The sequence below is a fragment of the Flavobacterium phragmitis genome (genome assembly GCF_900112575.1).
Classification (GTDB): Bacteria; Bacteroidota; Bacteroidia; order Flavobacteriales; family Flavobacteriaceae; genus Flavobacterium; species Flavobacterium phragmitis.
Genome location: NZ_FOMH01000003.1, coordinates 481,222 through 507,212, shown reverse-complemented (window position 1 = coordinate 507,212; position 25,991 = coordinate 481,222). Strand labels below are relative to the sequence as shown.

Sequence of the window (25,991 nt, the reverse complement as noted above, 5' to 3'; positions counted from 1 at the left end):
CAGTCTGTAAACTGTGACTGCAACTGAATACTTAAAAAATTATTCATTAACCAAAACCCATGTGCCGGCAGCTAATAAACTTTCTGCTTTTTTGTACTTCATAGTTTCTGTTTTACCAGTGGCAACTTCTTGAACTGTAACAGTATCATTTCTGTTGATTTTTGGCGTATCTCTTACAATCGTTTCTGTAACCTGACGCTGTTGCGTTTCTCCAGCTTCACGGTTGATGCTTTCGCTGTTTGGAATTTCGTCTTTACTTAATTGTAAATTTTCTTTTGGACGAGCTACTTCTCTTGCTTCATGGATTTCAGGAGCGTTTTGAGCTGGTAAATCACCTTTGAATAAGAATGAAATAACTTCTTTATTAACGTTGTCTAACATTCCTCTGAACAAGTTGAAAGCTTCTAATTTGTAGATTAGCAATGGATCTTTTTGCTCGTGAACAGCCAATTGAACAGATTGTTTCAATTCGTCCATTTTGCGTAAGTGCTTTTTCCAAGCCTCATCAACAATAGAAAGCGTGATGTTTTTCTCAAAATCAGCGATTAATTGAGCACCTTCGCTGTCATAAGCTTTTTTCAAGTCAGTTACAACATTCAAAGTTTTAATTCCGTCTGTAAATGGAACTACAATTCTTTCGAAATGATTGTTTGGCTCTTCGTAAACTCCTTTAATGATTGGGAAAGCTTCTCTTGCGCTTCTTTCTGTTTTTTCAGTATAGAATGCTAAAGCTTCTTTATATACTTTTCCAGTAACTTCGATATCAGATAATTTTAAGAAATCTGCTTCAGAGATTGGAGAAGTGATTCCGAAATAACGAATTAAATCAAATTCATATCCTTTGAAATCATTTGCTACTTTATTATTGCTTACGATTAATTCGCAAGTGTCATAAAGCATATTCGCGATATCCAGTTTTAAACGCTCACCGAATAATGCGTGACGACGACGTTTGTAAACTACTTCACGTTGAGAGTTCATTACGTCATCATATTCTAATAGACGTTTACGAACACCAAAGTTGTTTTCTTCTACTTTTTTCTGAGCACGTTCGATAGATTTAGTCATCATAGAATGCTGAATAACCTCACCTTCTTTCAATCCCATTCTGTCCATCACTTTTGCAACTCTTTCAGAACCGAATAAACGCATTAAATTATCTTCAAGAGAAACATAGAATTGAGAACTTCCTGGATCTCCCTGACGACCAGAACGACCGCGTAACTGTCTGTCTACACGACGAGAATCATGACGCTCAGTACCAACGATTGCTAAACCACCTGCAGCTTTTACTTCTGGAGATAATTTAATATCGGTACCACGACCAGCCATGTTTGTTGCAATAGTTACAACTCCAGCTTTACCAGCTTCTTCAACGATTTGTGCCTCTTGTTTGTGCATTTTGGCATTTAATACGTTGTGTTGGATTCCTCTCATTTTAAGCATACGGCTTAATAATTCTGAAATCTCTACAGAAGTTGTTCCAATCAATACCGGTCTTCCTGCTTGTGATAATTCTGTTACATCTTCGATTACTGCATTGAATTTTTCACGTGTAGTTTTGTAGATGTAGTCTTCTTTATCTTGTCTTGCAATCGGACGGTTTGTCGGAATTTCAACAACATCCAATTTATAGATTTGCCATAACTCGCCAGCTTCAGTAACAGCAGTACCGGTCATACCTGCCAATTTGCTGTACATTCTGAAATAATTCTGTAATGTAACTGTTGCAAAAGTTTGAGTTGCAGCTTCGATTTTTACATTTTCTTTTGCTTCGATCGCTTGGTGAAGACCGTCAGAGTAACGACGTCCATCCATGATACGACCTGTTTGCTCATCGACAATTAAAATTTTGTTGTCCATGATAACGTACTCAACATCTTTTTCAAACAAAGCATATGCTTTTAAAAGCTGCGTTAAAGTATGGATACGTTCGCTTTTTACTCCAAAATCTTGGAATAATCTTTCTTTAGCTTCCGCTTCAGCGTCTTTGTCTAATTTTTGTTTTTCAATCGCAGCGATTTCAGTTCCAATGTCTGGTAAAACGAAGAAATCGGCATCAGTATCTCCAGAAAGGTATTTAATACCGTTATCTGTCAATTCTACTTGATTGTTTTTCTCTTCAATCACAAAATACAAAGCTTCGTCCACTTTGTGCATTTCGCGATTGTTATCTTGCATGTATTGATTTTCAGTTTTTTGAAGCAATTGTTTAATTCCTTCTTCACTTAAAAATTTAATTAATGCTTTATTTTTAGGTAAAGATCTGTAAGCTCTCAATAATAAGAAACCTCCATCTTTAGTATTTCCTTCTTTTATTAATTTTTTAGCTTCAGCTAAGAAACCATTTGCTAACTGACGTTGTTGTGCAACTAAGTTTTCAATTTTTGGTTTCAATTCATTAAATTCATGACGGTCTCCTTGAGGAACTGGTCCAGAAATAATAAGCGGTGTTCTCGCGTCGTCAATTAATACAGAGTCAACCTCGTCGACAATGGCAAAATTGTGTTTTCTCTGAACTAAATCGCTAGGCGAGTGCGCCATGTTATCTCTTAGGTAGTCAAAACCAAACTCATTGTTAGTTCCGTAAGTGATGTCAGCATCGTAAGCTTTTTTTCTAGCTTCTGTACTTGGTTGGTGATTGTCAATACAGTCAACAGATAAACCGTGAAACTCGAATAAAGGAGCTTTCCACGTGCTATCACGTTTTGCTAAGTAGTCATTCACCGTTACTAAGTGAACTCCGTTTCCTGTCAAAGCGTTTAAGTAAAGTGGAAGAGTAGCAACCAAAGTTTTACCTTCTCCCGTTTGCATTTCGGCAACTTTACCTTCATGCAATACCATACCGCCAATTAACTGAACATCGTAGTGAATCATGTCCCAAGTGATATCTTTTCCTGCAGCATTCCATTTGTTAGCCCAAATAGCTTTGTCGCCTTCAATAGTAATGTATGATTTTGTTGAAGAAAATTCACGGTCTTTTGGAGTCGCAGTAACTTCTATATGAGAGTTCTCTTTAAAACGACGAGCCGTTTCTTTTACAACAGAAAACGCTTCTGGTAGAATTTCCAACAACGTTTTTTCAGAGATTTCATAAGCTTCTTTTTCAAGAGCATCAATAGCATCATAAATGTCTTCTCTTTTGTCGATGTCTTCGATGTTTTCTACTTCAGCTTTAAGAGAAGCAATTTTAGCATCTTTATCAGCTCTAGCTTCTTTAATTCTGTCTTTGAAAAAAACAGTTCTACCTCTTAATTCGTCGTTAGATAGACTCATTAAGGGAGCTTCGAATGCTTTGATTTTGTTTAAGTAAGGTTGTAAAGCTTTGACATCTTTCTGTGATTTATCACCCACAAAGACTTTAATAATACTATTTATGAAACTCATGATTTATTGTATTTCTTTATTATTTAATATGTATTTGAACCAAAAAAAAAGCCTCTATGATGAGACTTTTTCCTTTGGTTTATTTTTTTAATATTCATCCTCATTCCAAAGATAATCTTCGTCTGTTGGATAATCAGGCCAAATTTCTTCCATTGATTCATATATCTCCCCTTCATCTTCGATTGACTGAAGGTTTTCTACCACCTCTAATGGAGCACCAGCTCTAATGGCGTAGTCAATAAGTTCATCTTTGTTAGCAGGCCATGGCGCATCACTTAAATAAGATGCTAATTCTAATGTCCAATACATCTGTTATCTGTTTAGTTTGTGCAAAAATAAATTTTTTACTGAAAAAGACAAGTAAATTTTGATTTATTTTAATAAAATTTAAGAACGTCTCTTGTTAAATTCCAATAATGGATATAAAATCCCAATTTTTAAATTCCAAATTCCAATAAAAAGTAGCAAAATCACTTTTTTTAGAACCTTATTTTTATTTTTAAAATTCAAAAGAATTTATTTTTTTCTTTGGAATTTGAGATTTCAACGATTTGGAATTTTTAGAAAATTTATTTTCTAGGTATCCATTTCACTTCCTCCGCTTTAAGGTCTGAGGACAACTTTCGTGCCAAGACAAAAAGATAGTCAGAAAGTCGGTTTAAGTACTGTATTGCTATTTCTGGAACGTGTTCATTATGACTTAAATGTACTGCCAAGCGCTCTGCGCGACGGCATATACAGCGCGCTATATGACAATGTGACACGGTAGGATGACCACCCGGTAAAACAAAATGTGTCATTTGCGGAAGACTTTCATCCATCTTATCTATTTCGTTTTCGAGTAATTGGATGTCAGAATCGATTATTCCAAGATTTTTTAAACGAAGCTCCCCGTTTTTTAAGACTTCTTTTTCTTGAGGAGTTGCCAAAATGGCGCCTACTGTAAAAAGACGATCCTGAATTTCTATTAAAATAGTTTTATAATGAGAATCCATTTCCTGATCACGAATTAATCCGATGTATGAATTAAGTTCGTCAACAGTTCCATAACTGTCAATTCTGATATGGTCTTTAGGTACTCGGGTTCCTCCAAAAAGAGCCGTTGTTCCTTTATCGCCTGTTTTGGTGTATACTTTCATTTTTTTTTAAGATGCTAAGGTTCTGAGGTACTAAGATTATAAGTTTCTTTGGCTCTAATTTCTATATTAAAGTTTAATTCTTTCCAGTCTTTTATTTTCCATTTCCGTACTAAAAAAAACATCCTTAGAAATTGGGTTTTCTAAGAGTTGCCATTCAGATTTTTCAGGTAAATGTTCCAGGATAAAATCTTCGGGATTGTCTAGTAAGTAACGAACAGATAATTGTTTCTCAAAAAACAATTTTCCGTCTTCATTTTCAAAGGCTCCACCGGCTCCCCAGGTTACATCTATAAATTCCCATTTATCATACAATTTTGACAGCATTCCAGGCGTGATTTGTTTCCTTTAGATATCCACCGTTATAATTATAACCTTTACCATAACCTGTAATGACTTCACATTTTATTTTTAGATTAAGACAGATTTCCTGAAATAAATTTGAATAACCTGCACAAACTGATTTTCTGTCAGAAAAGGTCGTTTCAGCAGAAACATCATCTATTGTATTGTTTACGTAGGATTCGATATCATAATCAATATTTAAACAAATCCAGTAATAAATTAATTGTACAAGTTCTTTTTTAGTTTTTGCTCCTCTTGCTAAATATTTGCTTAAATCTTCAATGTTTTTAGTTTCAGACTCAGGTGCTTTTTTTGCATATTCTATTAATCTGTAATACGTTTGATTTTGAGCACTAATTGAAATAGTGGAAAATAATATAAACGAGACGAGGATTTTTTTCACTCTGAAATTTATTTTTAATACGAAAATCTAAACTTTTTTACTTGTATCACTTTCAATTAATCCGTCTCTTAAGCGAATAACGCGATGTGCATAAGCCGCAATATCTTCTTCGTGAGTAACTAGAATAACAGTATTTCCCTGTGCGTGAATATCGCCAAAAAGCTTCATGATTTCAACAGAAGTTTTACTGTCTAAGTTTCCCGTTGGTTCATCGGCTAGAATAATAGAAGGTTTATTGACCAAAGCTCTGGCTACAGCCACACGCTGGCGTTGTCCTCCAGAAAGCTGATTGGGCTGGTGATCCATTCTGTCGGCTAGATTTACTTGTTTTAAAACTTCGGTTGCACGTGCAATTCGTTCAGATTTTCCGTAACCGGCATAAATCATAGGAAGTGCTACATTATCTAGTGCAGTTGTTCGGGGTAATAAATTAAAAGTCTGAAATACGAAACCAATTTCTTTGTTTCTAATTTCGGCTAATTCATCATCTTTCATTTGGCTGACATCTTTTCCATTTAAGACGTAACGTCCAGAAGTAGGTGTGTCTAAACAGCCTAATAAGTTCATTAAAGTAGATTTTCCAGATCCCGAAGGTCCCATTAATGCTACATATTCGCCTTTTTTTATTTCTAAATTAACTCCCTTTAAAACATAAACAATTTCGTTTCCTAAAACAAAATTTCGTCTGATGTCGGTTATTTTAATTAATGGTTCAGCCATTTTGGTTTACAATTTTGGATTTAAAAGTACAAAACACTTTTGAATTAAAGAGATAAGTAGCCCATAATTGATTTTTGTTACAAACGAAAGTCATAGTTTATTTTTCTGCTAAAATAATCAGCATTATATTTTTAAAGCTGTTATATCGTTTTGAAGTTTTTTTGTATAATTAACATTATTTTCTAATTTTTATAAATTTATTACCTTTTAAGTCTTAAAAATATGGAAATAATGTAATTTAAGCCGTTTTCTTTTAAGTAAATTTGATATTATTAATTAAAACAATCAAGATTATGAAAAATATCAAAATAGCTACAGGAATTGCATTATTAGCGTTGAGCTTTACATCATGTAAAGACGAAAAACAAGAAAAGGCACAGAAAACAATTGACTCTTATGTAACCTACGTAGATTCGGTTAAAAATGTAAAAGCCGAAGATTTAAAAGAGAATTGGACTGCTGTAGAATCTGAATATGATAGAAGAGCTGCAGAAGCTGATGCTGCTTTAGCCGATATTAAAGATAATGCTGCTCAAACAGAGAAGATCAATACGAGTAAAGCAAAATATGAGAGTTTTAAAAATGAAATGACCACCCTTCTTGCCCCTCCGGCTCCAAGTCCGAAACAACAATTGAGAAATGCCTTATTTGGTGAAGGGAAAATTGGAGATGATATGAGTTTCAGCTGGGTAAATGCTCAAAATATTCATAGTGTTTACCAACAGTTTGTTCATACAGTTGAAAATAATAAAGACAAATATTCTAGAGAAGACTGGGATGAAATTAAAGTATTGTATGAAGCACTTGACAGTAGAAAAAATACTGTTGAAAAAGAAGGATTGACTGCATCAGACAATAGAAAAATAGCTGGCTTGAAAATCAAGTTTGCACCTATGTATACTGTAAATAGAATGGGAGCAAAAGCAGAAGAGAATAAAGAAGCTAAAAAGTAAGCTTTAAAATTTTGAATTAGTAAAAAAAGACGATCTGAAATGATCGTCTTTTTTTTATACTCTTATTATAAAATGTTCTTTTTCCTGTTCTCTTCTAAAAAAGACAAATCCCCATTGAAAAGTATCAATCGTGACTTTTACTTTGGGATGATTTTTTATGATTTCCCAAGCTTCTTCCATATCCTCTGACCAATGAATATCGTCGAAAATCCAAACAGAATCATTGTCGATTGTTGGCATGAGAAGGTCAAAATAGGCCAAGGTTGCTTTCTTAGAATGATTTCCGTCAAAATATATTAAATCGTAATTTGTCGCCTGAATGTTTTCGGAAATTAAAAATGATTCAAATTCAGAAATTATACTTTCAACATTATTGCAATCAAATTTAGCCAATTGATTTTGGGCAACATTAGCGGTATTTGGGCAACCCTCAATAGTAATTACTTTCGCTTTCGGATTGCCTAACGCTAGGGCAGAAGTCGCCAAGCCTAAAGAAGTTCCAATTTCTAATACATTTTTAGGTTTGAAATAATTAGAAACTCTAAATAATAATTCGGCACGTTTTGGCGAAATTCCTGCAGTCTGCGCAATTTTGGAAATCTGTCTTCGATTTGATTTAAAGACTTTTGATCCTGCACCAAAATCAGTTACTTCAATAAAATTCTTATTTTCTAAAAGTGATTTTCTATACTTTTTTAGAATGGCATATTCTGGTTTTGCTTTTCTGTCGTAAAAACACTTTGTCAATAAACTAAAAACAAAAGGCGAATGTACAGCATGCTCGTTTTTAGAATGCCAAAGAAATTTTAGATAAGATTGTATTTGAAAAAGCATTTAGAAACTTAGGAAGTAATTAATTTACTTTGATCAATTTTACATCAAAAATAAGTACAGAACCAGCTGGAATACCTGGTATGCTAGTACTTCCGTAGCCTAAATGAGATGGAATAAGCAGTGTGCCGCTCCCGCCTTCTTTAAATAACGGAATTCCTTCTGTCCAGCCTTGAATTACTCGGTTTAAAGGAAAAGTCGCTCCAGCACTTGTGCTTTGGTCAAACGTTTTTCCACTAGTGAAAGAACCTGTATAAGCAACCGTAACCGATGATGTTGCGGTTGGCTGTTTACCTGTTCCAGGCTCATCAATGATGTAATATAAACCAGAATCTGTTCGTACTGCAGTTAAATCGTTTTTAGCAATATAATCTTTGATTTCTTGCTCGTTTTCTTCTCTGTAATCTTTTGCTGGTGTTTCTTTGTCTGAACTTGAACACGAAATGAATAATGTTAAAGTAAATAATGCAGTTAATAATTTTTTCATGTAGTATTTTATTTTTTAATGCTGGTAAATATAGGGAAATTTAGTTTTCAGTCGCGGTCTCGGTCTTAGTTTTCAGTCTCAGTTTTTGGTCTCAGTCTTAGTCTTAGTTTTACAGGTGTGTTTTTAACTGCACCCAAATTTATTTGGATTATTTATCATGTAATTTATCAATCTTCCGATTTCAAGACTTTTAATATTGAGTTTATCAAATGTTTCTTTGCTAATATATTTACACTCTAATGAAAACTCAAGCCATGTATTAGTTTCTGAGTTTTCAGCATCACTATCAGTTAGTTTGCTTATAAAATGATTTGGATATCTTCTTTTTCTATATGATTCAGCAATATTAGCAGCAACACTCCTTGAAGATCGTCTTACTTGATCTGTTAAGGAGTATTTTTCTTCAGCAGGGAAGTTTTTTGATAGTTCAAAAATCTCCATTGCAAGTTCAAATGCCTTTTTATAAGCCAATAATTCTTTAAAGTCCATTCTTTATTCTTTTTTGTAAAAATAAAAAAAAAACAAAGAATTTTCCTTCAATAAAATATAGGCATGAAAACTGAGACTGAGACTGAGACTGAAAACTAAAGCTTACCCTTCAAGTTTAGCAGAAAGTTCAAACCAGCGTTCTTCTTTTGCTTCTATTTTCTTAATTATATTTTGAAGTTCATTGGCTTTTTTCTCGATATCAGCATCGGCAACTTTTCCGTCAGAGAATAATTGTTCGATTTTAGCTTTTTCAATTTCTAAATCTTTAATCTCTCGTTCGATTTTCTGATATTCTTTTTGTTCGTTAAAGCTTAAATTTCCAGTCGGATTATTTTGCTTCCAATCTTTTTTTTCTGCTTTATTTTCTTCTTTTTGAGCAACATCAGCACTGTCTTCATAAGCACGGAAATCAGAATAGTTTCCTGGGAAATTTTCGATTTCGCCCTGTCCTCTAAAAACAAATAGATAATCGACAATTTTATCCATAAAATAACGATCGTGAGAGACCACTAATAAACATCCCGGATAATCCAAAAGAAAACTTTCTAAAACGTTCAATGTTACAATATCCAAATCGTTTGTTGGCTCATCGAGAATCAAGAAATTTGGATTCTGAATTAAAACCGTACATAAATACAAGCGTTTTAATTCTCCACCGCTTAATTTTTCGACATAATCATATTGTTTTTTGGCGTCAAAAAGAAAACGCTCCAATAACTGGGAAGCTGAAATGATTTTTCCTTTTGTTAAAGGAATATATTCTCCATATTCTTTGATGATATCAATAACACGCTGTCCTGGTTTTGGATTGATTCCAGATTGCGTGTAATAACCAACTTTAATAGTATCACCTTTAACAACACGTCCACTGTCTGGTGGAATTGTTCCTGTCAAAATATTTAAGAAAGTAGATTTTCCAGTTCCGTTTTTACCAATAATTCCGATTCTTTCTCCACGCTGAAAATCAAAACTAAAATTGTCCAGAATAACGCGGTCCTTGAACTTTTTAGAAAGCTTATGAAGCTCGATAATCTTGCTTCCCATTCTTTCCATATTAATTTCAAGTTCAACCTTATTCTCTTTTCTTCGGCTTTGCGCTTTTTCTTTAATGATGTAAAAATCATCCTGACGAGATTTAGATTTTGTCGTTCTCGCTTTTGGCTGGCGGCGCATCCATTCTAATTCTTTTACGAATAAATTTTTTGCTTTGTCAATACTCGCATTTTCAGAAGTAATTCGTTCTTCTTTTTTCTCTAAGTAATAAGAATAGTTCCCTTTGTACTGATATAATTTTCCGTTATCTAATTCGATAATTTCATTACAAACACGTTCTAAGAAAAAACGGTCGTGCGTTACCATAAATAATGTAATGTTTTCTTTGGCAAAATAACTTTCCAACCATTCAATCATCTCCAAATCTAAGTGGTTGGTAGGCTCATCCAAAATCAGTAAATCTGGGCGATTGATTAGAATAATGGCAAGAGAAAGACGTTTCTTTTGTCCTCCTGAAAGATTTTTTACTTTAAGTTTAAAATCTTCCAGTTTTAATTTGAAAAGAATCTGTTTGTACTGTGTTTCAAAATCCCATGCATTATGCTGGTCCATTGCATCAAAAGCTTTTTGGTAAGCCTCTGTATCCTCAGGGTTTTCCAATGCTTTTTCGTACTTTTCGATTACTTTTAAAGTCTCATTATCTGAAGCAAAAATACTTTCTTCAATCGTAAGTTCATCCTGTAGATTATTATCCTGTGAAAGAAAAGCCATTCTGATTCCTTTTCTCAAAACTACTTGTCCCGTATCAGGTTCTTCTTTACCATTAATAATGTTCATCATGGTCGTTTTACCAGAACCGTTTTTAGCAATAAAAGCGATTTTTTGGTCTTTATTAATTCCAAAAGAGATGTTGTCAAAAAGGACTCTTTCGCCAAATGACTTTGAGATGTTTTCTACAGATAAGTAATTCACAAGAATAAAATTTTTTGCAAAAGTAAACTATTCTCTTACGATTTGCGAATTATTTATGGAGATACAAACTGAGAACCGAACTCAAATCTAAATAATGTATTTGTTGTATAACATTTATCACAGGTTTTCGAATCAAGGCTTCATTTGTTAAATAATAATGTAAACCATCTTTTGTCGCAATGCCCTCAATTTGATGAAAAGGAAGTTTTAAATTGATTCGTCTTTTATTTCCAGCTAAGAAATCCTGATCTTTAAAATCATAAAGCAGATATAAAAATGGTTTTCCTATTTTAGAGTAGCCACACAACACAATCAAGTTTTTATCCTTCAAATAAGTTACACCGGTTACCAAACCTTTTGTATCTAAAGTTGATTTGTATTTGGCAATTTGTGATCCTGCTTGATTTGGCAGTACATATATAGCCGTTTTGGAAGATTTCCATTGTTTGGTAAACAGATAAATACTGTCTTTGGAAACTATAAAAGCTTCACAGTCAAAATTAGTTTTATTAGGTTTAGATGAAGAAAAATCGATTTGATCAGCATATCTAAATGAGATAGTTTCAATTATAGGTTTTTCTTCCAAAAATGATTTTTTCTCTATTTTGAGTATTTGCAAATTTGTTCGATTTCCTGAATAATTATTTCCAAAATCACCAATGTATATATAGTTATCGTCCTGCGAAATTTCTTCCCAGTCATGATTGACAACATTTTCAAGAATAATTTTCTTTTTGATTACACCTAAAGAATCTAGTCCGTAAATAGTCTTATCGTGGTCATCATTATGTGTCCAAAGAAGATTATTAAAATCGATTAATCCTGATGTTTCTTTTATAGAATCACTTAGTTTTTTAGAATATTGAGGTTTTACTCTTAAGTTTTGATAGAGACAGCTTCCATCATTTTTTACTGCTTTTGGATTGTAATTTTTCGAAAGGGAATCGGTACAGTCTGAAATTTGACTATGTAATTGATTGGTAATCAGTACGAATATGATTTTCAGAATCTTCATGTTAAGACAAGTTTAAAACGAACAACTCATAATTGTAGTAAAAACTATAAGTTTTTTTTTGTAATAAAATAAGACATTTCTTTCTTTTTGGCTTTTTTAAAGTAATTCGATCATATACTTTTGCGCGATATTTAAAAAACAGGCCAATCAATCTTTTAATTGTGTATTGGTTTGATTTTTAATTTTTTAACAATGTTCTCTAATGTCTTAAATATGTGACTTGGAGAGGCGAAGCCGTGCTTAATGCTTATGTTTCGGTTGTTGCAAGTTAACAAATTATAATATGAAAGTAGGAATAACTTTTAGTGCTTTTGATTTGCTTCATGCAGGTCATATAAAAATGTTAGAAGAGGCTAAGAGCCAATGTGATTATTTAATTGCAGGTTTACAAATTGATCCAACATTAGACCGTCCGGAGAAAAACAGTCCAACTCAAACTGTAGTGGAGAGATACATTCAGCTTAAAGGATGCAAGTTTGTAGATGAAATTGTTCCCTATTTAACTGAGCAAGATTTGGATGATATTCTTCGGTCATTTAAAATTGATGTTCGCATACTAGGTGATGAATACAAAGATCAAAACTTTACAGGAAGAACTTATTGCGAGAAAAAAGGAATCGAACTTTACTTTAATACACGTGATCATCGTTTTTCTAGCAGTGGACTTAGGAAAGAAGTAGCAGTTAGGGAGTTGGCTAAGGTGCAGTAAATAGTTATTTCTCTGATTTAGTTTGAGATACAACGTATCAATTCTAAAACATTATCTCAGCTTATTTCTTAATGAGAAAGACTCACCATCCTTAAAGAATAAAATATGATATACAAAAGATTATTTATTGCAACATTAGTTCTTTTATTTATTGTTGGATGTTCAAAAGAAAATATAAATTTAGTTCCAAACAGTAATGAAAATACAATTATTTCTAAAAATCATGTCGTTGCACATAGAGGGGCTTGGAAAAAAAATAGTCTGCCACAAAATTCAATTGCATCATTAAAGGAAGCAATTCGTTTAGAATGTAAAGGTTCTGAGTTTGATATTGTATTGACTGCTGATGATTCTTTAGTGATAAGCCATGATAGAAAGTATAATAATCTTGAAATTCAAAAAAATAAGTATGCTGATTTGATTACTTTAAAACTTTCTAATGGAGAAAAGCTTCCTACATTGAGAGAGTATATTTTAGCAGGAAAAGAAAATAATAGAACTACAAAATTAATTTGCGAACTTAAAAATTATGGACTAGATACTGAACGCGCAAAGTTTTTAGTTAGTAGTACAGAAAAAATTATTAATGAACTTAATGCTCAAAAATATATCATTTATATCTCTTTTGATTACAATATCTTAAAGCAATTGAGAATGCTAAATTCGTCAGCAAATATTCAATATCTAAATGGAGACTTGCCACCAGAACAACTCAAATTAGATAATATATCAGGAGCAGATTATGGTTATTATGTTTATAAAGATCATTTTGAATGGATTGCAAAGGCAAAAGCCTACAAATTAAATTTAGGTGTTTGGACTGTTAATGATAGCGAAAATATGGATTGGTTTCTGGGTAATGATTTTGATTTTATTACAACTGATGAGCCAGAAATATTGTTAAGTAAGAGTAAAATGCCAACAGAATAATTTGGTAATATTATGTTGAGAAAAAATAAAATAATTTATACATCAGGAACATTTGACATGTTTCATTCTAATCATCTTAAAATGATTAAATATGCTAGAGGATTAGGAGAAACTTTGATTGTTGGGGTGAGTAGTGATGAATTGGTTTGTTCATATAAAAAAGCTCCAATTATTCCTTTTGAAGAGAGATTGGCAATTGTTGATGCATTAAAATATCCAGATGTTGTAATTCCACAGCGTTCATTAGATCATTCTTTATTGGTGAAAAAATTAAATATCGATGCTTTTGTAGTAGGAGATGATTGGGAAGGTAAATATGATTATTTACGTGAACTGGGCGTTGAAGTATTTTATTTTCCATATGGTGATGGTGTTTCTTCTTCTAAATTGAAAGAAGATATTTTCCTTAAATATAAAGAATTAAAAGATATTAGTGATAAACACACTAATCCAACTATTTTAAAGACGGAATGAAAAGAGCATTAATTACAGGGGGTAGTGGTGATATAGCAATTGCAATATCTAAAAAACTTGCTTCAGCTTTTGATGTGTACAGGCCGAATAAGGAAATTTTAGATGTTACTAACTTGAATAATGTGAGAGACTACATCAATTTGCATGGGCCTTTTGATTTAATAATAAATAGTGCGGGTTCAATTCACCCAAAACGATTACTCGAATCAAACGAAGAAAAATGGGTTAAAGATTTGATGGTTAATTTAATAGGAGTTTATTATGTGTCTAAAAAAGGACTTGAACAAAATCAAAGTGCAATTATTATAAACATTGCATCTACGGCTGCTTATAGTGCTTATAAAGATTGGGGATCTTATTGTTGTTCAAAAGCTGGTGTGGTAACATTTACAAAGTCTATGGCTAATGATGGTTTTTCCTCGTACGCGATTGCACCAGGAGCAGTGCAGACAAAATTCAGGAACTATTTTGACCTTCCTAATGATAATACTTTGAATCCGGAAGATGTAGGAATTGTAATAGGTGAAATTCTTGGAGGATTGTATAAGCCAGGTGATATTATTTTTTATCGAAAAGGAGAAAAAAAAATTCTTTAAGTAATTTTATTTATTTCAATGTTATTAAGAAAAAATATTTTAAATTCTTCATTAATATCTAATTTTTTGTCTTTGCTAATTTTGCAAGGAGCAAATTACATATTCCCCTTACTGACAGTACCTTATTTATTCAGAACATTAGGTGTAGAAACTTTTGGATTAATAAGTTTTGCAACTGCTTTTACACAGTATTTCGTTATTTTAACAGATTTTGGATTTAATTTGTCTGGTGTTCAGTTTATTTCTTTGCAAAGAGATAATAAAGAGTCAAGAGATGAGTATTTTATTAATGTTTTAATTTCGCAGCTTTTTTTATTTCTTTTAGGCTTTGTAATCTTACTATCTGTAATTTGTATTTTTAATAAGTTTAATCAAGATAAATTGGTCTATCTGTTATCTTATATGACAGTTTTTGGTTCTGTACTTTTGCCAACATGGTTTTTTCAGGGGATAGAGCAGATGAAATATATAACTAAAATTAATATTGCAACTCGAACTCTGTCTATTATCCCAATTTTTTTTCTTGTAAAATCAGATGCTGATTATTTATTAGTTCCTTTCTTTTATGGTCTAGGTTCTATAGCATCAGGTACAATTGCTCTTTATGTAGCTAAATCTAGTTTTGGAGTGAATTTTTGTTTTTCAAAAGTTTCTTTTACAGGTATTAAAAATTGTCTAAAAGACAGTTCGGATTTTTTCATTTCAAGGATTTCGGTGTCAATATACACTATTAGTAATACATTTATTTTAGGGCTGGTACTAGGAAATGCTACTGTTGGTTTTTATACTGCAGCAGAAAAACTTTATTTAGCATTGCAAAGTATCTTTGGACCATTGAACAATGCATTATATCCATACATGATTAAAAATAGAAACATTAAAGTGTTTAAAAAGATATTTATTGCTGTAATCATAATGAATTTTATATGCTTACCAATTTGTATATACGGTTCAAACTTTATTATGGAATTATTTTATAAAGATGTTGCAATACAAAGTGTCAACACGTTAAAAATTCTTTTTGGAGTCTGCTTGATTTCTGTTCCCTCTATTCTGCTAGGTTATCCATTGTTAGGAGCTTTTGGATATACAAAGTTTACTAATTATACGGTTATAATTGCCTCTCTTTTTCATGTATCAATGCTTACAGTATTGTGGTTTACAAATTCAATTTCAATATATTCTGTAGCTATTCTAGTTGCTTTAACAGAGCTACTGGTTCTGGGATTAAGAGCAAATGGAGTAAGAAAATTAATAATGAATAATTAAATGGAAGATTTAAGTCTTTACAATCCAGAAGGATCTACATTGAGAAAAGCGCAATTACGTATGTTAGAAATAGCGATAGAGTTTGATAAAATTTGTCGAACCAATAATATCACTTATTGGTTAATTTCAGGTACATTGTTAGGGGCAAGAAGGCATGGAGGATTTATTCCGTGGGATGATGATTTCGATGTTGGGGTGCGAATTGAAGATTATGATAGATTATTATCAATTCTAGAAGCTCAGTTACCAGATTCTCTTAGATTACAAACAAAAAAAACTGACCCAGGTCACCCTTATTTTTATGCAAAAATACGTGATGTCAATTCCTTAATCTCAGAGGATGAATGTTTACATAGAAATTATAGATACAACGGTTTGTTCATAGATATTTTTCCATTTGAATCAATTGTTTTGTCAAAGAAAACTAAGCTTTTATATGATTCGTTTTATAGTAAATTTAGATTTGAGTTTAAAAAATCGACCCCTTGGCGCCTCTTGTCTCATTTTCTTTACCATTCAGCATTACTAGTTCTTCCAATTTTAAAATTTGCAGGTAAAATAATGAATAGTAAATATTCTCATGCGTATGGTATAGGTTTTTATGCTCCTCATGAATTAACTACCTGCTTTCCAGTAAGTAAAATTGAATTTGAAAAATATGAGTTCAGCGCTCCTAATAAAGTTGATCAGTTTTTGATGGATGAATACGGAGACTTTATGAAAATTCCATCTAAAGAAAAGAGACATTTTCATAGTTCGAATATAGAGTTATTAGGTTGATTTTAATTTGAATACATATTTATTTATTTATTTATTTATTTATTTATTTATTTATTTATTTATTTATTTATTTATGAGTAATAATAATCCTATAGTATCTGTTTTGATGCCAGTTTATAATGGTGAAAAATACCTTAAAGAGGCTATAGATAGTGTTTTAAAACAGACTTACAATGATTTTGAGTTCATAATAATAAATGATGGGAGTTCGGATCAAACGGAAACGATTATTTTATCTTACAATGATAGCAGGATTAAGTATGTGAAGAATAAAATAAATCTAGGTCTAATTAAAACCTTAAACTGCGGGATTGAATTAGCAAGAGGTAAATATATTGCTAGAATGGATGCAGATGACATTGCAATGCTTGACCGTTTTGAAAAGCAAATTAATAAGTTTATTTCTCATTCTGAAATTCAAATGGTTAATTGCAAATGCCTTTTATTAAATGAAAAAGGAGACAAGTATAGAAAAAACAGAACAAATATTACCGTAAATTATCAGGCGATTAAATATATTTCGATTTTTGAGAGTATGATTGTTCATCCAGGTATTATGATAGAAACTTCGATAATGAAGCAGTTTAAATATCGTGATGAGCCTAACACTGCGTATGTTGAGGATTTTGAATTATGGAATAGACTTTTTGCAAATAATATTAGATGTTATACAATTGAAGAACCTTTAATTTTTTATCGAATTAATTCTGAAAGTATTACCAATACAAAGGGACATGAGCAAAAAGAAAGAATTAAAAGAATTACTCAGTCAATTTTAAAACAGTACGATGTCATAATAGATAATAAAATTCTAGATTTAATATTAGAAGATTTTCACCATTGTAATTATAAATTACTAAAGAAAATGGACTCAGATATTTCCAATTTCTTCATTAGTCTTTTGAATAAAGATTTAGTATCTAAAGCAGGATATAATGACATGGTTATGTGGAAAAACTTCAAACTTTTATTTGTTTCAATTAAGTCGCTAAAAAAAATAAGTTTTCTAAATAAATTAGAAGTTTCAGCTTTTTTTATCATAAAAATGATTCCAAGAATAAATTTTAAAATGATCAATAGACTCTGTAATTAATATTTATATTTCTAAAAAGAAGTTTAAATTATTATTTAAGTCAACTCACTTTATGTATAAATTTCAATAAAATGATAGCGAAATACAATGTTCTGCCTGCATTTTTTATTGTTAAAATAATTTTAGATTTTTTTAGCCCGTTCCGAGAACTTAATATCGTTTTACAATTATGTTTTATACTCCCAATATTACTTGACAGACATTTTCTCAATTTTATTGTAAAGCGTAAATTGAATTTTGTTTTGTTATATTTTTTCTTTTATGTAGTTATATCAAAAAATATTCAGTCAGTTAAAATTTTCATTGCTGTACTTCTATACTGTATTTTTTTATTTATTGGGTATAAATCAATTTTTAACACAATTATTAAAAGATCTAAATTAATATGGAGAGTTGGGCTGATTTGCTTTTCTGTAAGTTTACTTATTTCATTATTTAAAGGTAGTTATGCAAGAAGAGAATTTTATAATTTCGAACATGTAAACCTTTTAGGTACTTACTTTGTTTTTATTTCTCTTTTCTATTTAATTTATTATCAAGATAGAAAAAAAAATGCTTATTCAATAAAATTTTCATCCCTTAATTTGGCAGTTGGCTCTTATTTGACTCTTTCAACAGGAGCATTTGTTACTCAGATTACTGCATTTATACCTTTAAAATATTATAAACTGAAGAATGTTTTATTATTACTTATTATATTAATAATTGCATTTGTAAGTTTTTATTATATAACAAATTCAGTTTCTCCAGATTTACACCAAAAAATATTTGGGTCAATTAATTATTTTCGAAAAGAAATATCTTTAAAAGAATTTTATCAGGAATCAATTCATCAAAGCTTGGTCTTGAATGAATCTGAAAATAGTGGTTCATTTACTTGGCGAATTTTTTCTTATACTTTTTATCTATACAAGATTTTTAATCAAGATTTTGTAAATATTGTATTCGGTTCTGGAGTTGAATCATTTCTTCAATATGCAGATTTTGCACCACATAATGATTTTATTGCAATTCTTCTTGATTTTGGTTTATTAGGCTTATTTTGCTTTCTGTCCTTTTTATACAAGTTTTTTAAAATGGGGATTCAAAGTAGTTCTAGAGTTGCAATAGCCTTTATTGTTTTTGTGGTTCTTCGCTTATTGTTTGAAAATGTTATTTACTCATCATATGTTTTCTCCCTCATAACTTCTCTAGGAGGATTGTTATATGGTTCTTTACTTAGAAATACAAATACAAATAGACATGAAAATACTTTATGTGTCTAATATGTTTCCAACAAAGAAGCATATTTATTATGGCATTCATGTACAAGAACAAATTATTGGTTATAACAAAAAATTTGGGGTAAGTAGCCGGCTATATTTTATAAACGCACTTGAAAATGGAAAGATAGAATACATAAAAGCTTTATTTAGTTTAAAAAAAATAATTACTCGATGTAATCCTGAAATTATTCATATCCATTATGGTTTATCAGGCTTGTTTCTATTGTTTTATAAACCAAAATGTAAAGTTTTTATAACTCTTCATGGAGGTGATATCCTTCCGCGACAAGGGAAGTTTTTACAACTTTATCTTACCAGTAAAATATTGAAAAGAGTTGACAAGGCATTTATATTAAATAATGAAATGGCTGAAATACTTTCAGAATTGAAAGTTCCTTTTGAAATTTTGCCTTGCGGTGTAGATATTGATTTTTTTAAGCAAAATCAAGAAAAAATAAATTTTGATAACAATAAAAAGACCGTAGTATTTCCTGGAGATCCTGCAAGACCCGTTAAAAATTATTCATTATTTAAAGAGGTACTAAAAGAAATAAAAAAGAAATCTGCTTATAATTTGGATTTTAAAATTGTTCACAATCTGGAAAGAAGGGAAGTAGTAAGTTTATTATCGACAAGTGATTGTTTGATAATGACTTCATTAAGTGAAGGTTCTCCTCAAATAATAAAAGAAGCGCTAGCCTGTAATTTACCAGTTGTATCTGTAAATGTTGGAGATGTAATGAAAGTTACAGAAAATTTGCCAGGTTGTTTCGTTACTGATACATACTCATCAATAGAACTCGCAGAATTCGTTATTAAATCTTTTGAGTCAGATATTTTTAATTTGAGAGAAAAGTTTATTGAAAAAGGTTTGTATGATAACAATTCTGTTTTAAAAAGGCTACATCAAGCATATCAAGATTAGATGATTTACAATAGAATTACCTTAACGATTTATTATTTATTAATTTCTAAATTACCAAATTCAAGATATTTGAAAGTAACTAATAAAATCAGATTGTGGTACTTGAAGAATATACTGAAGGTATTAAATTGTTCTGCAGATTGCATTATTGAAGAAGGTGTTTACATCTCAACAGGAATAGATAAAGTTTCCATAGGGCATCACACTCATATTAATGAAAATGTTTTCATACAAGCTGCAAAAATTGGTAATTATGTTTTGATTGCTCCCAATGTATGTCTTTTATCTAATTCACATGTTACTTCAAGAATAGATATCCCAATGATGCTTCAAGGAATGACCTCAAATGATCCAGTAATTGTTGAAGATGATGTGTGGATTGGAAGAAATGTTGTTGTAATGCCTGGTTGTAAAATTGGGACAGGTTCCATAATTGGCGCGGGCGCAATAGTAACAAAAAATATTCCTCCATTTTCAATAGCTGTTGGCGTTCCTGCGAAAGTTATTAAAAAAAGGAAGTAAACTTTCTTTAAGGATTAAAATACTACATCAATACTTTTTAGAATTAATTCTACTGATAAACTCTAATTGATTTACCAGTATTAATTACTCGTCTCTCATAAAAAATATAAATAGTTATCCGATTATCTAATTTTAATCATGTTTTATGATTTCTAAAATAAGAATATTAAATATAAATATTCAATCATTATCAAAAGAAGATTTATTAAAAAAACTTCAAAAAGGAGTATTAGTTACTCCAAATTTAGACCATATGGTAAAGTTGCAAAAAGATAAGAAATTTTATGAGGCTTATAAAAGTAGTGACTGGATTATTTGTGATAGTAAAATTTTGATGTTAATGTCTAGATTTTTAGGGAAACCAATTAAAGAAGCAATTCCGGGATCTTCTTTTTTTACTTCTTATTGTAATTTTCATAAAAATAATTCCAATATCAAAATATTTCTTATGGGAGCAGGACCAGGTGTAGCAGAGCAAGCTATGTGGAAAATAAACAAAAGAATTGGTCGAGAAATTATTGCTGGTGCTCACTCACCTTCTTATGGTTTTGAAAAAAATGATATGGAATGCAAGGAAATAGTAAAAAAAATTAATGATTCAAATTGCAATGTATTAGTTGTAGGGGTTGGTGCTCCTAAACAAGAGAAATGGATAATGGAGTATAAAAATAATATGCTCAATATTGATTTGTTTATGGCTCTAGGCGCTACAATAGATTTTGAAGCTGGAAATATAGATAGAGCACCTGTTTTTTTTCAAAAAGTATATTTGGAATGGTTTTACAGATTTCTAAAAGAACCGAAAAGGTTATGGAGAAGATATTTTGTAGATGATCCTGTGTTTTTTTATCATCTTCTAATGCAGAAATTAGGATTTTATCGCAATCCTTTTTATTGAATCAATTATTAATTGATTTTAATTTTTTTTTGATTAAAGAGATTATAAAAATGTTACAAAAACTCTCTAAATATCGTTTTTCCAGATATTTTCAAATTGTATTTATACTATGGGATATGGTATTGTTAAATCTCGCAATACTTATTTCGGGAATGATGAAACTGGATAGAATGGATTACTTGTTTTTTAAGGAGACACAAACCATTTTTTTATTAGCCAATTTTATTTGGTTAGGACTTTTGCTTTATAAAGATTCATATAGAATAATTAGAGTAGAAACGATAGAATCAATTTTATCCAGAACAATAAAGAAAATCATTATTCATGCGGCAATAGTGGCCATTTTTGTCGTTTCGCTGGATTATGATGATATAAGCAGATTTCAGCTTCTTTACTTTTATTTTTTCTTCTTTTTCTTTTTGATGTTATCAAGAGTTTTCTCAATGAAAATTCTAAAATATGTTAGATACAAAGGTTACAATTTTAGAAATGTAATTATTGTTGGGGCGAATAACACGGGAAAAAGAGTCCTAAAAATATTATCAAAAAACTTAACGTATGGTTATCGTTTTTTAGGTTTTTTTGATCAAAATCAAGATAAAGCGATGCTAAATGTTTTGGGAGGATTTGACGATATTGAGGGTTTCATAACAAGAGAGCAAGTTGATGAAATGTATGTGGCATTACATATAGATGATATTGATGTCATAAATAAACTTATTCTTATTTGCGAACAGCATATGGTGCGGATTAAGTTTATTCCAGATTTTCAACTATATACTAAATCCAGTCGGGTCGAGATTTCTTTCTATGAAAACATGCCTGTTTTAATGTCACGTCCAGAGCCTTTAGAAAGCGCCTTTAATAGACTTGTCAAAAAAATATTTGATGTTTGCTTTTCTTTTTTGGTTATCGTTTTAATATTTCCCTGGCTATTTCCAATAATAATGATACTGATTAAAATTGAATCACCAGGTCCAGTTTTTTTTAAACAGGATAGATCAGGAAGAGATAATAAATCATTTTCATGTTTAAAATTTCGAAGTATGCGCATAAATAGGGCTTCGGATAATTTACAGGCTCAAAAAGGAGATAGCCGTATCACTAAATTTGGTGCTTTTATGAGAAAAACTAGCATTGATGAGTTGCCGCAATTTTTCAATGTTTTTATAGGTAATATGTCTGTTGTTGGACCAAGACCGCATATGTTATTCCATACACAGGAATATAGCGAGTTAATCCATAACTATTTGGTACGCCAATATGCAAAGCCAGGAATTACAGGTTGGGCACAGATTAATGGTTATAGAGGTGAGACTAAAAAACTTATTGACATGGAAAATAGGGTAGAATTTGATATCTGGTATATAGAAAACTGGAGCCTACTCTTAGATTTAAAAATCATTGTAAAAACAGTCTTGAATATTTTCCAAGGAGAAAAAAACGCCTATTAATTTATTTCCAAATTTTGTAAACAAACTTTTAAAGTAAACCTTTTTTTGCTTTAACTTCTTTTTTAAAATCAATTTAATGAAATTCCAATTTCTTTTTCAGGTAAAAACGATTATTTTTTTATCTATTTTATTTTTGTTTTTTTCTTGTGCTTCAAAAAAAAACATTCTCTATTATCAGGACATAGATTCTTTAAACACAGGTACCTTGTCTTCTTATGAAGTTAAAATTCAGCCTGATGATTTGTTGATGATTGTTGTGTCTGCGGATGATCCAGAGGTGGCAATGCCATTTAATTTAAAAACTTACAGTGTGGCAAGCAATAATAGGCAAGATGTAGCACGTAATCAAGAAACTGTACAGCTTTACTTGGTGGATCATATAGGGGATATTGAGTTTCCTATTTTAGGGAAAATACATGTAGGAGGTTTAAGTCGAACCGAAGTATTACAATTATTACAAAGTAAAATCGGACAGTATATTAAAAATCCAATTATTAATGTTCGCATCACGAATTTCAAAATTTCATTACAAGGAGAAGTCAATTTGCCAGGAACCTATTCTGTAACTTCAGAACGAATCACACTTATTGAGGCCATAAGTATGGCCAAAGACTTAACGATATACGGTAAAAGAAATAATATTCTCATTATTAGGGAAAATAATGGTGTAAAGTCATATAATCGAGTAGATATTACGAAATCAGATTTTATAAATTCTCCTTTCTATTATTTAAACCAGAATGATGTCGTATATGTTGAACCAAATAGAACTAGAGTGAATTCATCAGCAGTAGGTCCTAATACTTCTGTAATAATATCGACAGTTTCCATATTGGTATCACTTGCTGTCCTAATTTTTAAATAATAAATAAATGAAAGATTTTTATAATGAAACCATTGAAGATGAAGTTGAAGATGGTAATGTTAAGGAACAATTATTTAAATATTTAGTTCATTGGCGTTGGTTTTTAGTTAGTATCGTAATCTCTTTGGTATTGGCTTTTTTATATCTACGGTATACAATGCCTACTTATGAGGCAACAACGAGCATATTAGTTAAAGATGAAAAAAAAGGCGGAATGCTTTCTGAATTATCTGCTTTTTCGGATTTAGGACTAGGAGGCAGTATGAAAAATAATGTTGATAATGAAATTGAAGTTTTAAAATCAAGAACATTAGTTGAGAACACCATAAGAAAGTTAAATCTTAGCACAGTATTATTTGTTGAGGGAAAGGTTATTGACCGTGATATTTATGCACAAGCTCCAATCAAAATTGATTTTATAAATAAACTAGACTCATTTAACGAAGCAGAGGTTGTCTTGAAATGTGATTTGTTGGATTTCAATACTTTTTCGTTAGAAAATAAAACAGAAAATCAGGAAGCTTTTATTTTATCAAATAAGAGAAAGTTTAAATTTGGAGAAAAGATCCAAACAAAAATTGGTACATTGATTATTGATAAAACTTCTTTTTTTTCTATGAAAGAAGCTGATGATTTTAAATCAATTAATGTAGTGATAAGTCCAATTGATGAAGTAACAGAAAGCTTTAGGGCAAAATTAAAAGTCGAGTCTGTAAGTAAAACTAGTAGTGTCGTAAATATTTCTATTTCTGACCCTGTTGGAAAAAAAGCAGAAGATTTTTTAGATAATATGATTCAAATTTATAATAATGACGCGGCTGAGGATAAAAATTACATTTCTGAAAATACGTCAAAATTTATTGCTGGACGCTTAAGCTTAATTGCCAAAGAATTGGATGGAGTTGAGCAAGATGTTGAATCTTTCAAAAAAACAAATAAACTGACAGATGTTGATTCTGAAGCGAAACTCTTTATTGAAGGAGCCGCGGAATATGATAAAAAAGGAATTGAAACAGAAATCCAGTTAAATGTAGCATCTTCTTTATTAGATTTTATTAAAAAGGGCAGTAATTCGGACTTATTACCGACAAATATGATATCTGATAAAGGTGATTTAGGAACATTGATTAATTCGTATAATCAGCTGGTTCTCGATAGAAATAGAATTTTAAAGTCGGCTACTACTGAAAATCCTTCTGTAGTTAAACTAGATCAACAGATTGGTTCTTTAAAATTAAACGTTATAGAGAGTATAAAGCGTTTACAATCGAATCTTCAAATTCAAAACCACGACATTAAAGGACAAGGAGGAGTTTTTAAAAATAAAATAGGTAAAATTCCTGAACAGGAACGTCAATTCAGAGTTATTGCAAGACAGCAAAAAGTCAAAGAAGAACTGTACTTATATTTATTGCAAAAAAGAGAAGAAACAGCAATTTCATTAGCCGCAACAGAACCTAATGCACGAGTAATTGATGTGGCCAAAGCTGAAAAAGACCCTATAAGTCCGAAGAAGAAAATTATTTATCTAGCAGGCTTATTGTTAGGGATATTTGTTCCTTTTGGAGTTATTTATACAAATGATTTATTAGACACCAAGATTAAGAGTAAATTAGATCTTGAAGGAAAAACATCGATCCCTTTTATAGGAGATGTTCCTACTTCACATGACGCTGAAGAGTTAATAAAAACAGAAAGTCGTTCAAGTTCCGCTGAGGCGATACGAATCGTGAGAACCAATTTGGAATTTATGCTCAATAAAGTACCTGAAGGACTTGCTAAAACTATTTTTGTAACTTCGACTTTTTCTTCGGAGGGAAAAACATTTATTTCTATAAACCTTGCAGCGACCTTTGCTTTATCAAGAAAAAAAGTTTTGCTTGTGGGAATGGATATTAGAAGTCCTAAGTTTGCTGAATATATTGATGTCCCTAATGTTGGTCTTACAAATTACTTGTCCTCTTCGGATAAAAGTATTCAGGAGTATATCATAAAAGATAAAAAATACGAGAATTTTTATATTCTGCCTGCAGGGATAATTCCGCCCAATCCAGCTGAGCTATTAATGGGAGAAAAGGTTGAGGAGCTATTTGAACAGCTTAAGAAAGAATATGATTATATTATTGTTGATACCGCGCCAGTGAGTTTGGTTACAGATACTTTATTGATAGCAAAAAATGCTCATACTTTTGTTTATGTTATGAGAGCAAATGTATTAGAAAAACGCATGTTGTCAATTGCAAATACACTTTATAAAGAAAATAAACTTCCCAATATGTGTATAGTGCTTAATGATACCGATTCAACCAAAGGTTATGGTTACGGATATGGTTATGGAGTAGTTTTGGCTAAACCATGGTACAAACGATTTTTTTGATATTGAAAATAATAAGTTATCTAAACGGCTCAAGATTTTGAGCCGTTTTTTGTTTTAAAAGATTTAGACCAGCATTAAAAAAAATAATAAAAATTAAAAAAGA

Annotated in this window: 25 protein-coding genes and 1 pseudogene; 15 read left to right on the top strand and 11 right to left on the bottom strand. The window is 30.9% G+C overall.

Going from position 1 to position 25,991, the window contains the following annotated elements:
- Positions 1-39 precede the first annotated feature (39 nt).
- From secA to BM289_RS07760, 6 genes are all read right to left on the bottom strand, one after another.
- A complete protein-coding gene (secA, locus tag BM289_RS07790) occupies positions 40-3,387 on the bottom strand; it encodes a preprotein translocase subunit SecA (protein ID WP_091492218.1) in 3,348 nt (1,115 codons plus the stop codon).
- An 87-nt stretch (positions 3,388-3,474) separates the two neighbouring features.
- The gene (locus BM289_RS07785; protein WP_007138072.1) at positions 3,475-3,696 is read right to left on the bottom strand and encodes a DUF2795 domain-containing protein; all 222 of its coding nucleotides are present in this window, start codon (positions 3,694-3,696) and stop codon (positions 3,475-3,477) included.
- 260 nt (positions 3,697-3,956) lie between these two features.
- Positions 3,957-4,526 (bottom strand): cob(I)yrinic acid a,c-diamide adenosyltransferase, encoded by a 570-nt coding sequence (locus BM289_RS07775; protein ID WP_091492215.1) that lies wholly within the window; start codon positions 4,524-4,526, stop codon positions 3,957-3,959.
- 66 nt (positions 4,527-4,592) lie between these two features.
- Positions 4,593-4,850 (bottom strand): hypothetical protein, encoded by a 258-nt coding sequence (locus BM289_RS07770; protein ID WP_091492213.1) that lies wholly within the window; start codon positions 4,848-4,850, stop codon positions 4,593-4,595.
- Positions 4,831-5,271 (bottom strand): transglutaminase domain-containing protein, encoded by a 441-nt coding sequence (locus tag BM289_RS07765; protein WP_167365400.1) that lies wholly within the window; start codon positions 5,269-5,271, stop codon positions 4,831-4,833. The genes BM289_RS07770 and BM289_RS07765 overlap by 20 nt, the downstream gene beginning before the upstream one ends.
- Positions 5,272-5,298: 27 nt before the next feature.
- Entirely contained in the window at positions 5,299-5,991 is a 693-nt protein-coding gene (locus tag BM289_RS07760; RefSeq protein ID WP_091492210.1) for an ABC transporter ATP-binding protein, read from the bottom strand.
- A gap of 293 nt (positions 5,992-6,284) precedes the next feature.
- On the opposite strand from BM289_RS07760, the gene BM289_RS07755 reads away from it, so the two are divergent.
- Positions 6,285-6,944: a DUF6565 domain-containing protein gene (locus BM289_RS07755; RefSeq protein WP_091492208.1), complete on the top strand. Its 660-nt coding sequence runs from the start codon at positions 6,285-6,287 to the stop codon at positions 6,942-6,944.
- 54 nt (positions 6,945-6,998) lie between these two features.
- On the opposite strand, the gene BM289_RS07750 is transcribed toward BM289_RS07755, so the two are convergent.
- The 5 genes from BM289_RS07750 to BM289_RS07730 all read right to left on the bottom strand — a co-directional run bounded on the left by BM289_RS07750 (position 6,999) and on the right by BM289_RS07730 (position 11,731).
- A complete protein-coding gene (locus BM289_RS07750; RefSeq protein WP_091492207.1) occupies positions 6,999-7,778 on the bottom strand; it encodes an O-methyltransferase in 780 nt (259 codons plus the stop codon).
- A gap of 19 nt (positions 7,779-7,797) precedes the next feature.
- Positions 7,798-8,262, bottom strand: a complete 465-nt coding sequence (locus tag BM289_RS07745) for an FKBP-type peptidyl-prolyl cis-trans isomerase (RefSeq protein WP_091492205.1) — start codon at positions 8,260-8,262, stop codon at positions 7,798-7,800.
- Between the two features lie 123 nt (positions 8,263-8,385).
- On the bottom strand, positions 8,386-8,751 hold the full coding sequence (locus BM289_RS07740; RefSeq protein ID WP_091492204.1) for a four helix bundle protein: 366 nt from the start codon (positions 8,749-8,751) through the stop codon (positions 8,386-8,388).
- Between the two features lie 102 nt (positions 8,752-8,853).
- Entirely contained in the window at positions 8,854-10,716 is a 1,863-nt protein-coding gene (locus BM289_RS07735) for an ABC-F family ATP-binding cassette domain-containing protein (RefSeq protein WP_091492202.1), read from the bottom strand.
- Positions 10,717-10,765: 49 nt separating this feature from the next.
- Entirely contained in the window at positions 10,766-11,731 is a 966-nt protein-coding gene (locus BM289_RS07730) for a hypothetical protein (protein ID WP_091492201.1), read from the bottom strand.
- A gap of 283 nt (positions 11,732-12,014) precedes the next feature.
- Here BM289_RS07730 and BM289_RS07725 point away from each other — a divergent pair, with 283 nt between their 5' ends.
- From BM289_RS07725 to BM289_RS07660, 14 genes and pseudogenes are all read left to right on the top strand, one after another.
- A complete protein-coding gene (locus tag BM289_RS07725) occupies positions 12,015-12,440 on the top strand; it encodes an adenylyltransferase/cytidyltransferase family protein (protein ID WP_091492199.1) in 426 nt (141 codons plus the stop codon).
- A gap of 105 nt (positions 12,441-12,545) precedes the next feature.
- Entirely contained in the window at positions 12,546-13,370 is an 825-nt protein-coding gene (locus BM289_RS07720; protein ID WP_091492197.1) for a glycerophosphodiester phosphodiesterase family protein, read from the top strand.
- Positions 13,371-13,382: 12 nt separating this feature from the next.
- Entirely contained in the window at positions 13,383-13,844 is a 462-nt protein-coding gene (locus BM289_RS07715) for an FAD synthase family protein (protein ID WP_091492195.1), read from the top strand.
- Positions 13,841-14,440, top strand: a complete 600-nt coding sequence (locus BM289_RS07710; protein ID WP_091492194.1) for an SDR family NAD(P)-dependent oxidoreductase — start codon at positions 13,841-13,843, stop codon at positions 14,438-14,440. The genes BM289_RS07715 and BM289_RS07710 overlap by 4 nt, the downstream gene beginning before the upstream one ends.
- A gap of 18 nt (positions 14,441-14,458) precedes the next feature.
- Positions 14,459-15,709, top strand: a complete 1,251-nt coding sequence (locus BM289_RS07705) for an oligosaccharide flippase family protein (protein WP_091492192.1) — start codon at positions 14,459-14,461, stop codon at positions 15,707-15,709.
- A complete protein-coding gene (locus tag BM289_RS07700; protein ID WP_091492191.1) occupies positions 15,710-16,489 on the top strand; it encodes a LicD family protein in 780 nt (259 codons plus the stop codon). It begins immediately after the preceding gene.
- 73 nt (positions 16,490-16,562) lie between these two features.
- Positions 16,563-17,582 carry a glycosyltransferase family 2 protein gene (locus tag BM289_RS07695; protein ID WP_091492189.1) on the top strand — a complete coding sequence of 340 codons (1,020 nt, stop codon included), beginning with the start codon at positions 16,563-16,565 and terminating at the stop codon, positions 17,580-17,582.
- A gap of 71 nt (positions 17,583-17,653) precedes the next feature.
- Entirely contained in the window at positions 17,654-18,847 is a 1,194-nt protein-coding gene (locus BM289_RS07690; protein ID WP_091492188.1) for a hypothetical protein, read from the top strand.
- Positions 18,825-19,772, top strand: a complete 948-nt coding sequence (locus tag BM289_RS07685; RefSeq protein ID WP_167365399.1) for a glycosyltransferase family 4 protein — start codon at positions 18,825-18,827, stop codon at positions 19,770-19,772. The genes BM289_RS07690 and BM289_RS07685 overlap by 23 nt, the downstream gene beginning before the upstream one ends.
- 351 nt (positions 19,773-20,123) lie before the next feature.
- Positions 20,124-20,294, top strand: a pseudogene (locus BM289_RS25880) (DapH/DapD/GlmU-related protein); the annotation flags it as partial.
- 145 nt (positions 20,295-20,439) lie between these two features.
- Positions 20,440-21,192: a WecB/TagA/CpsF family glycosyltransferase gene (locus BM289_RS07675; protein ID WP_208610240.1), complete on the top strand. Its 753-nt coding sequence runs from the start codon at positions 20,440-20,442 to the stop codon at positions 21,190-21,192.
- Between the two features lie 50 nt (positions 21,193-21,242).
- Complete coding sequence (locus BM289_RS07670; RefSeq protein ID WP_244165339.1) at positions 21,243-22,646, top strand: undecaprenyl-phosphate glucose phosphotransferase; 1,404 nt, start codon at positions 21,243-21,245, stop codon at positions 22,644-22,646.
- A gap of 76 nt (positions 22,647-22,722) precedes the next feature.
- The gene (locus tag BM289_RS07665) at positions 22,723-23,511 is read left to right on the top strand and encodes a polysaccharide biosynthesis/export family protein (protein ID WP_091492183.1); all 789 of its coding nucleotides are present in this window, start codon (positions 22,723-22,725) and stop codon (positions 23,509-23,511) included.
- Positions 23,512-23,518: 7 nt separating this feature from the next.
- A complete protein-coding gene (locus BM289_RS07660) occupies positions 23,519-25,888 on the top strand; it encodes a GumC family protein (RefSeq protein ID WP_091492182.1) in 2,370 nt (789 codons plus the stop codon).
- The last annotated feature ends 103 nt before the right edge of the window (positions 25,889-25,991 follow it).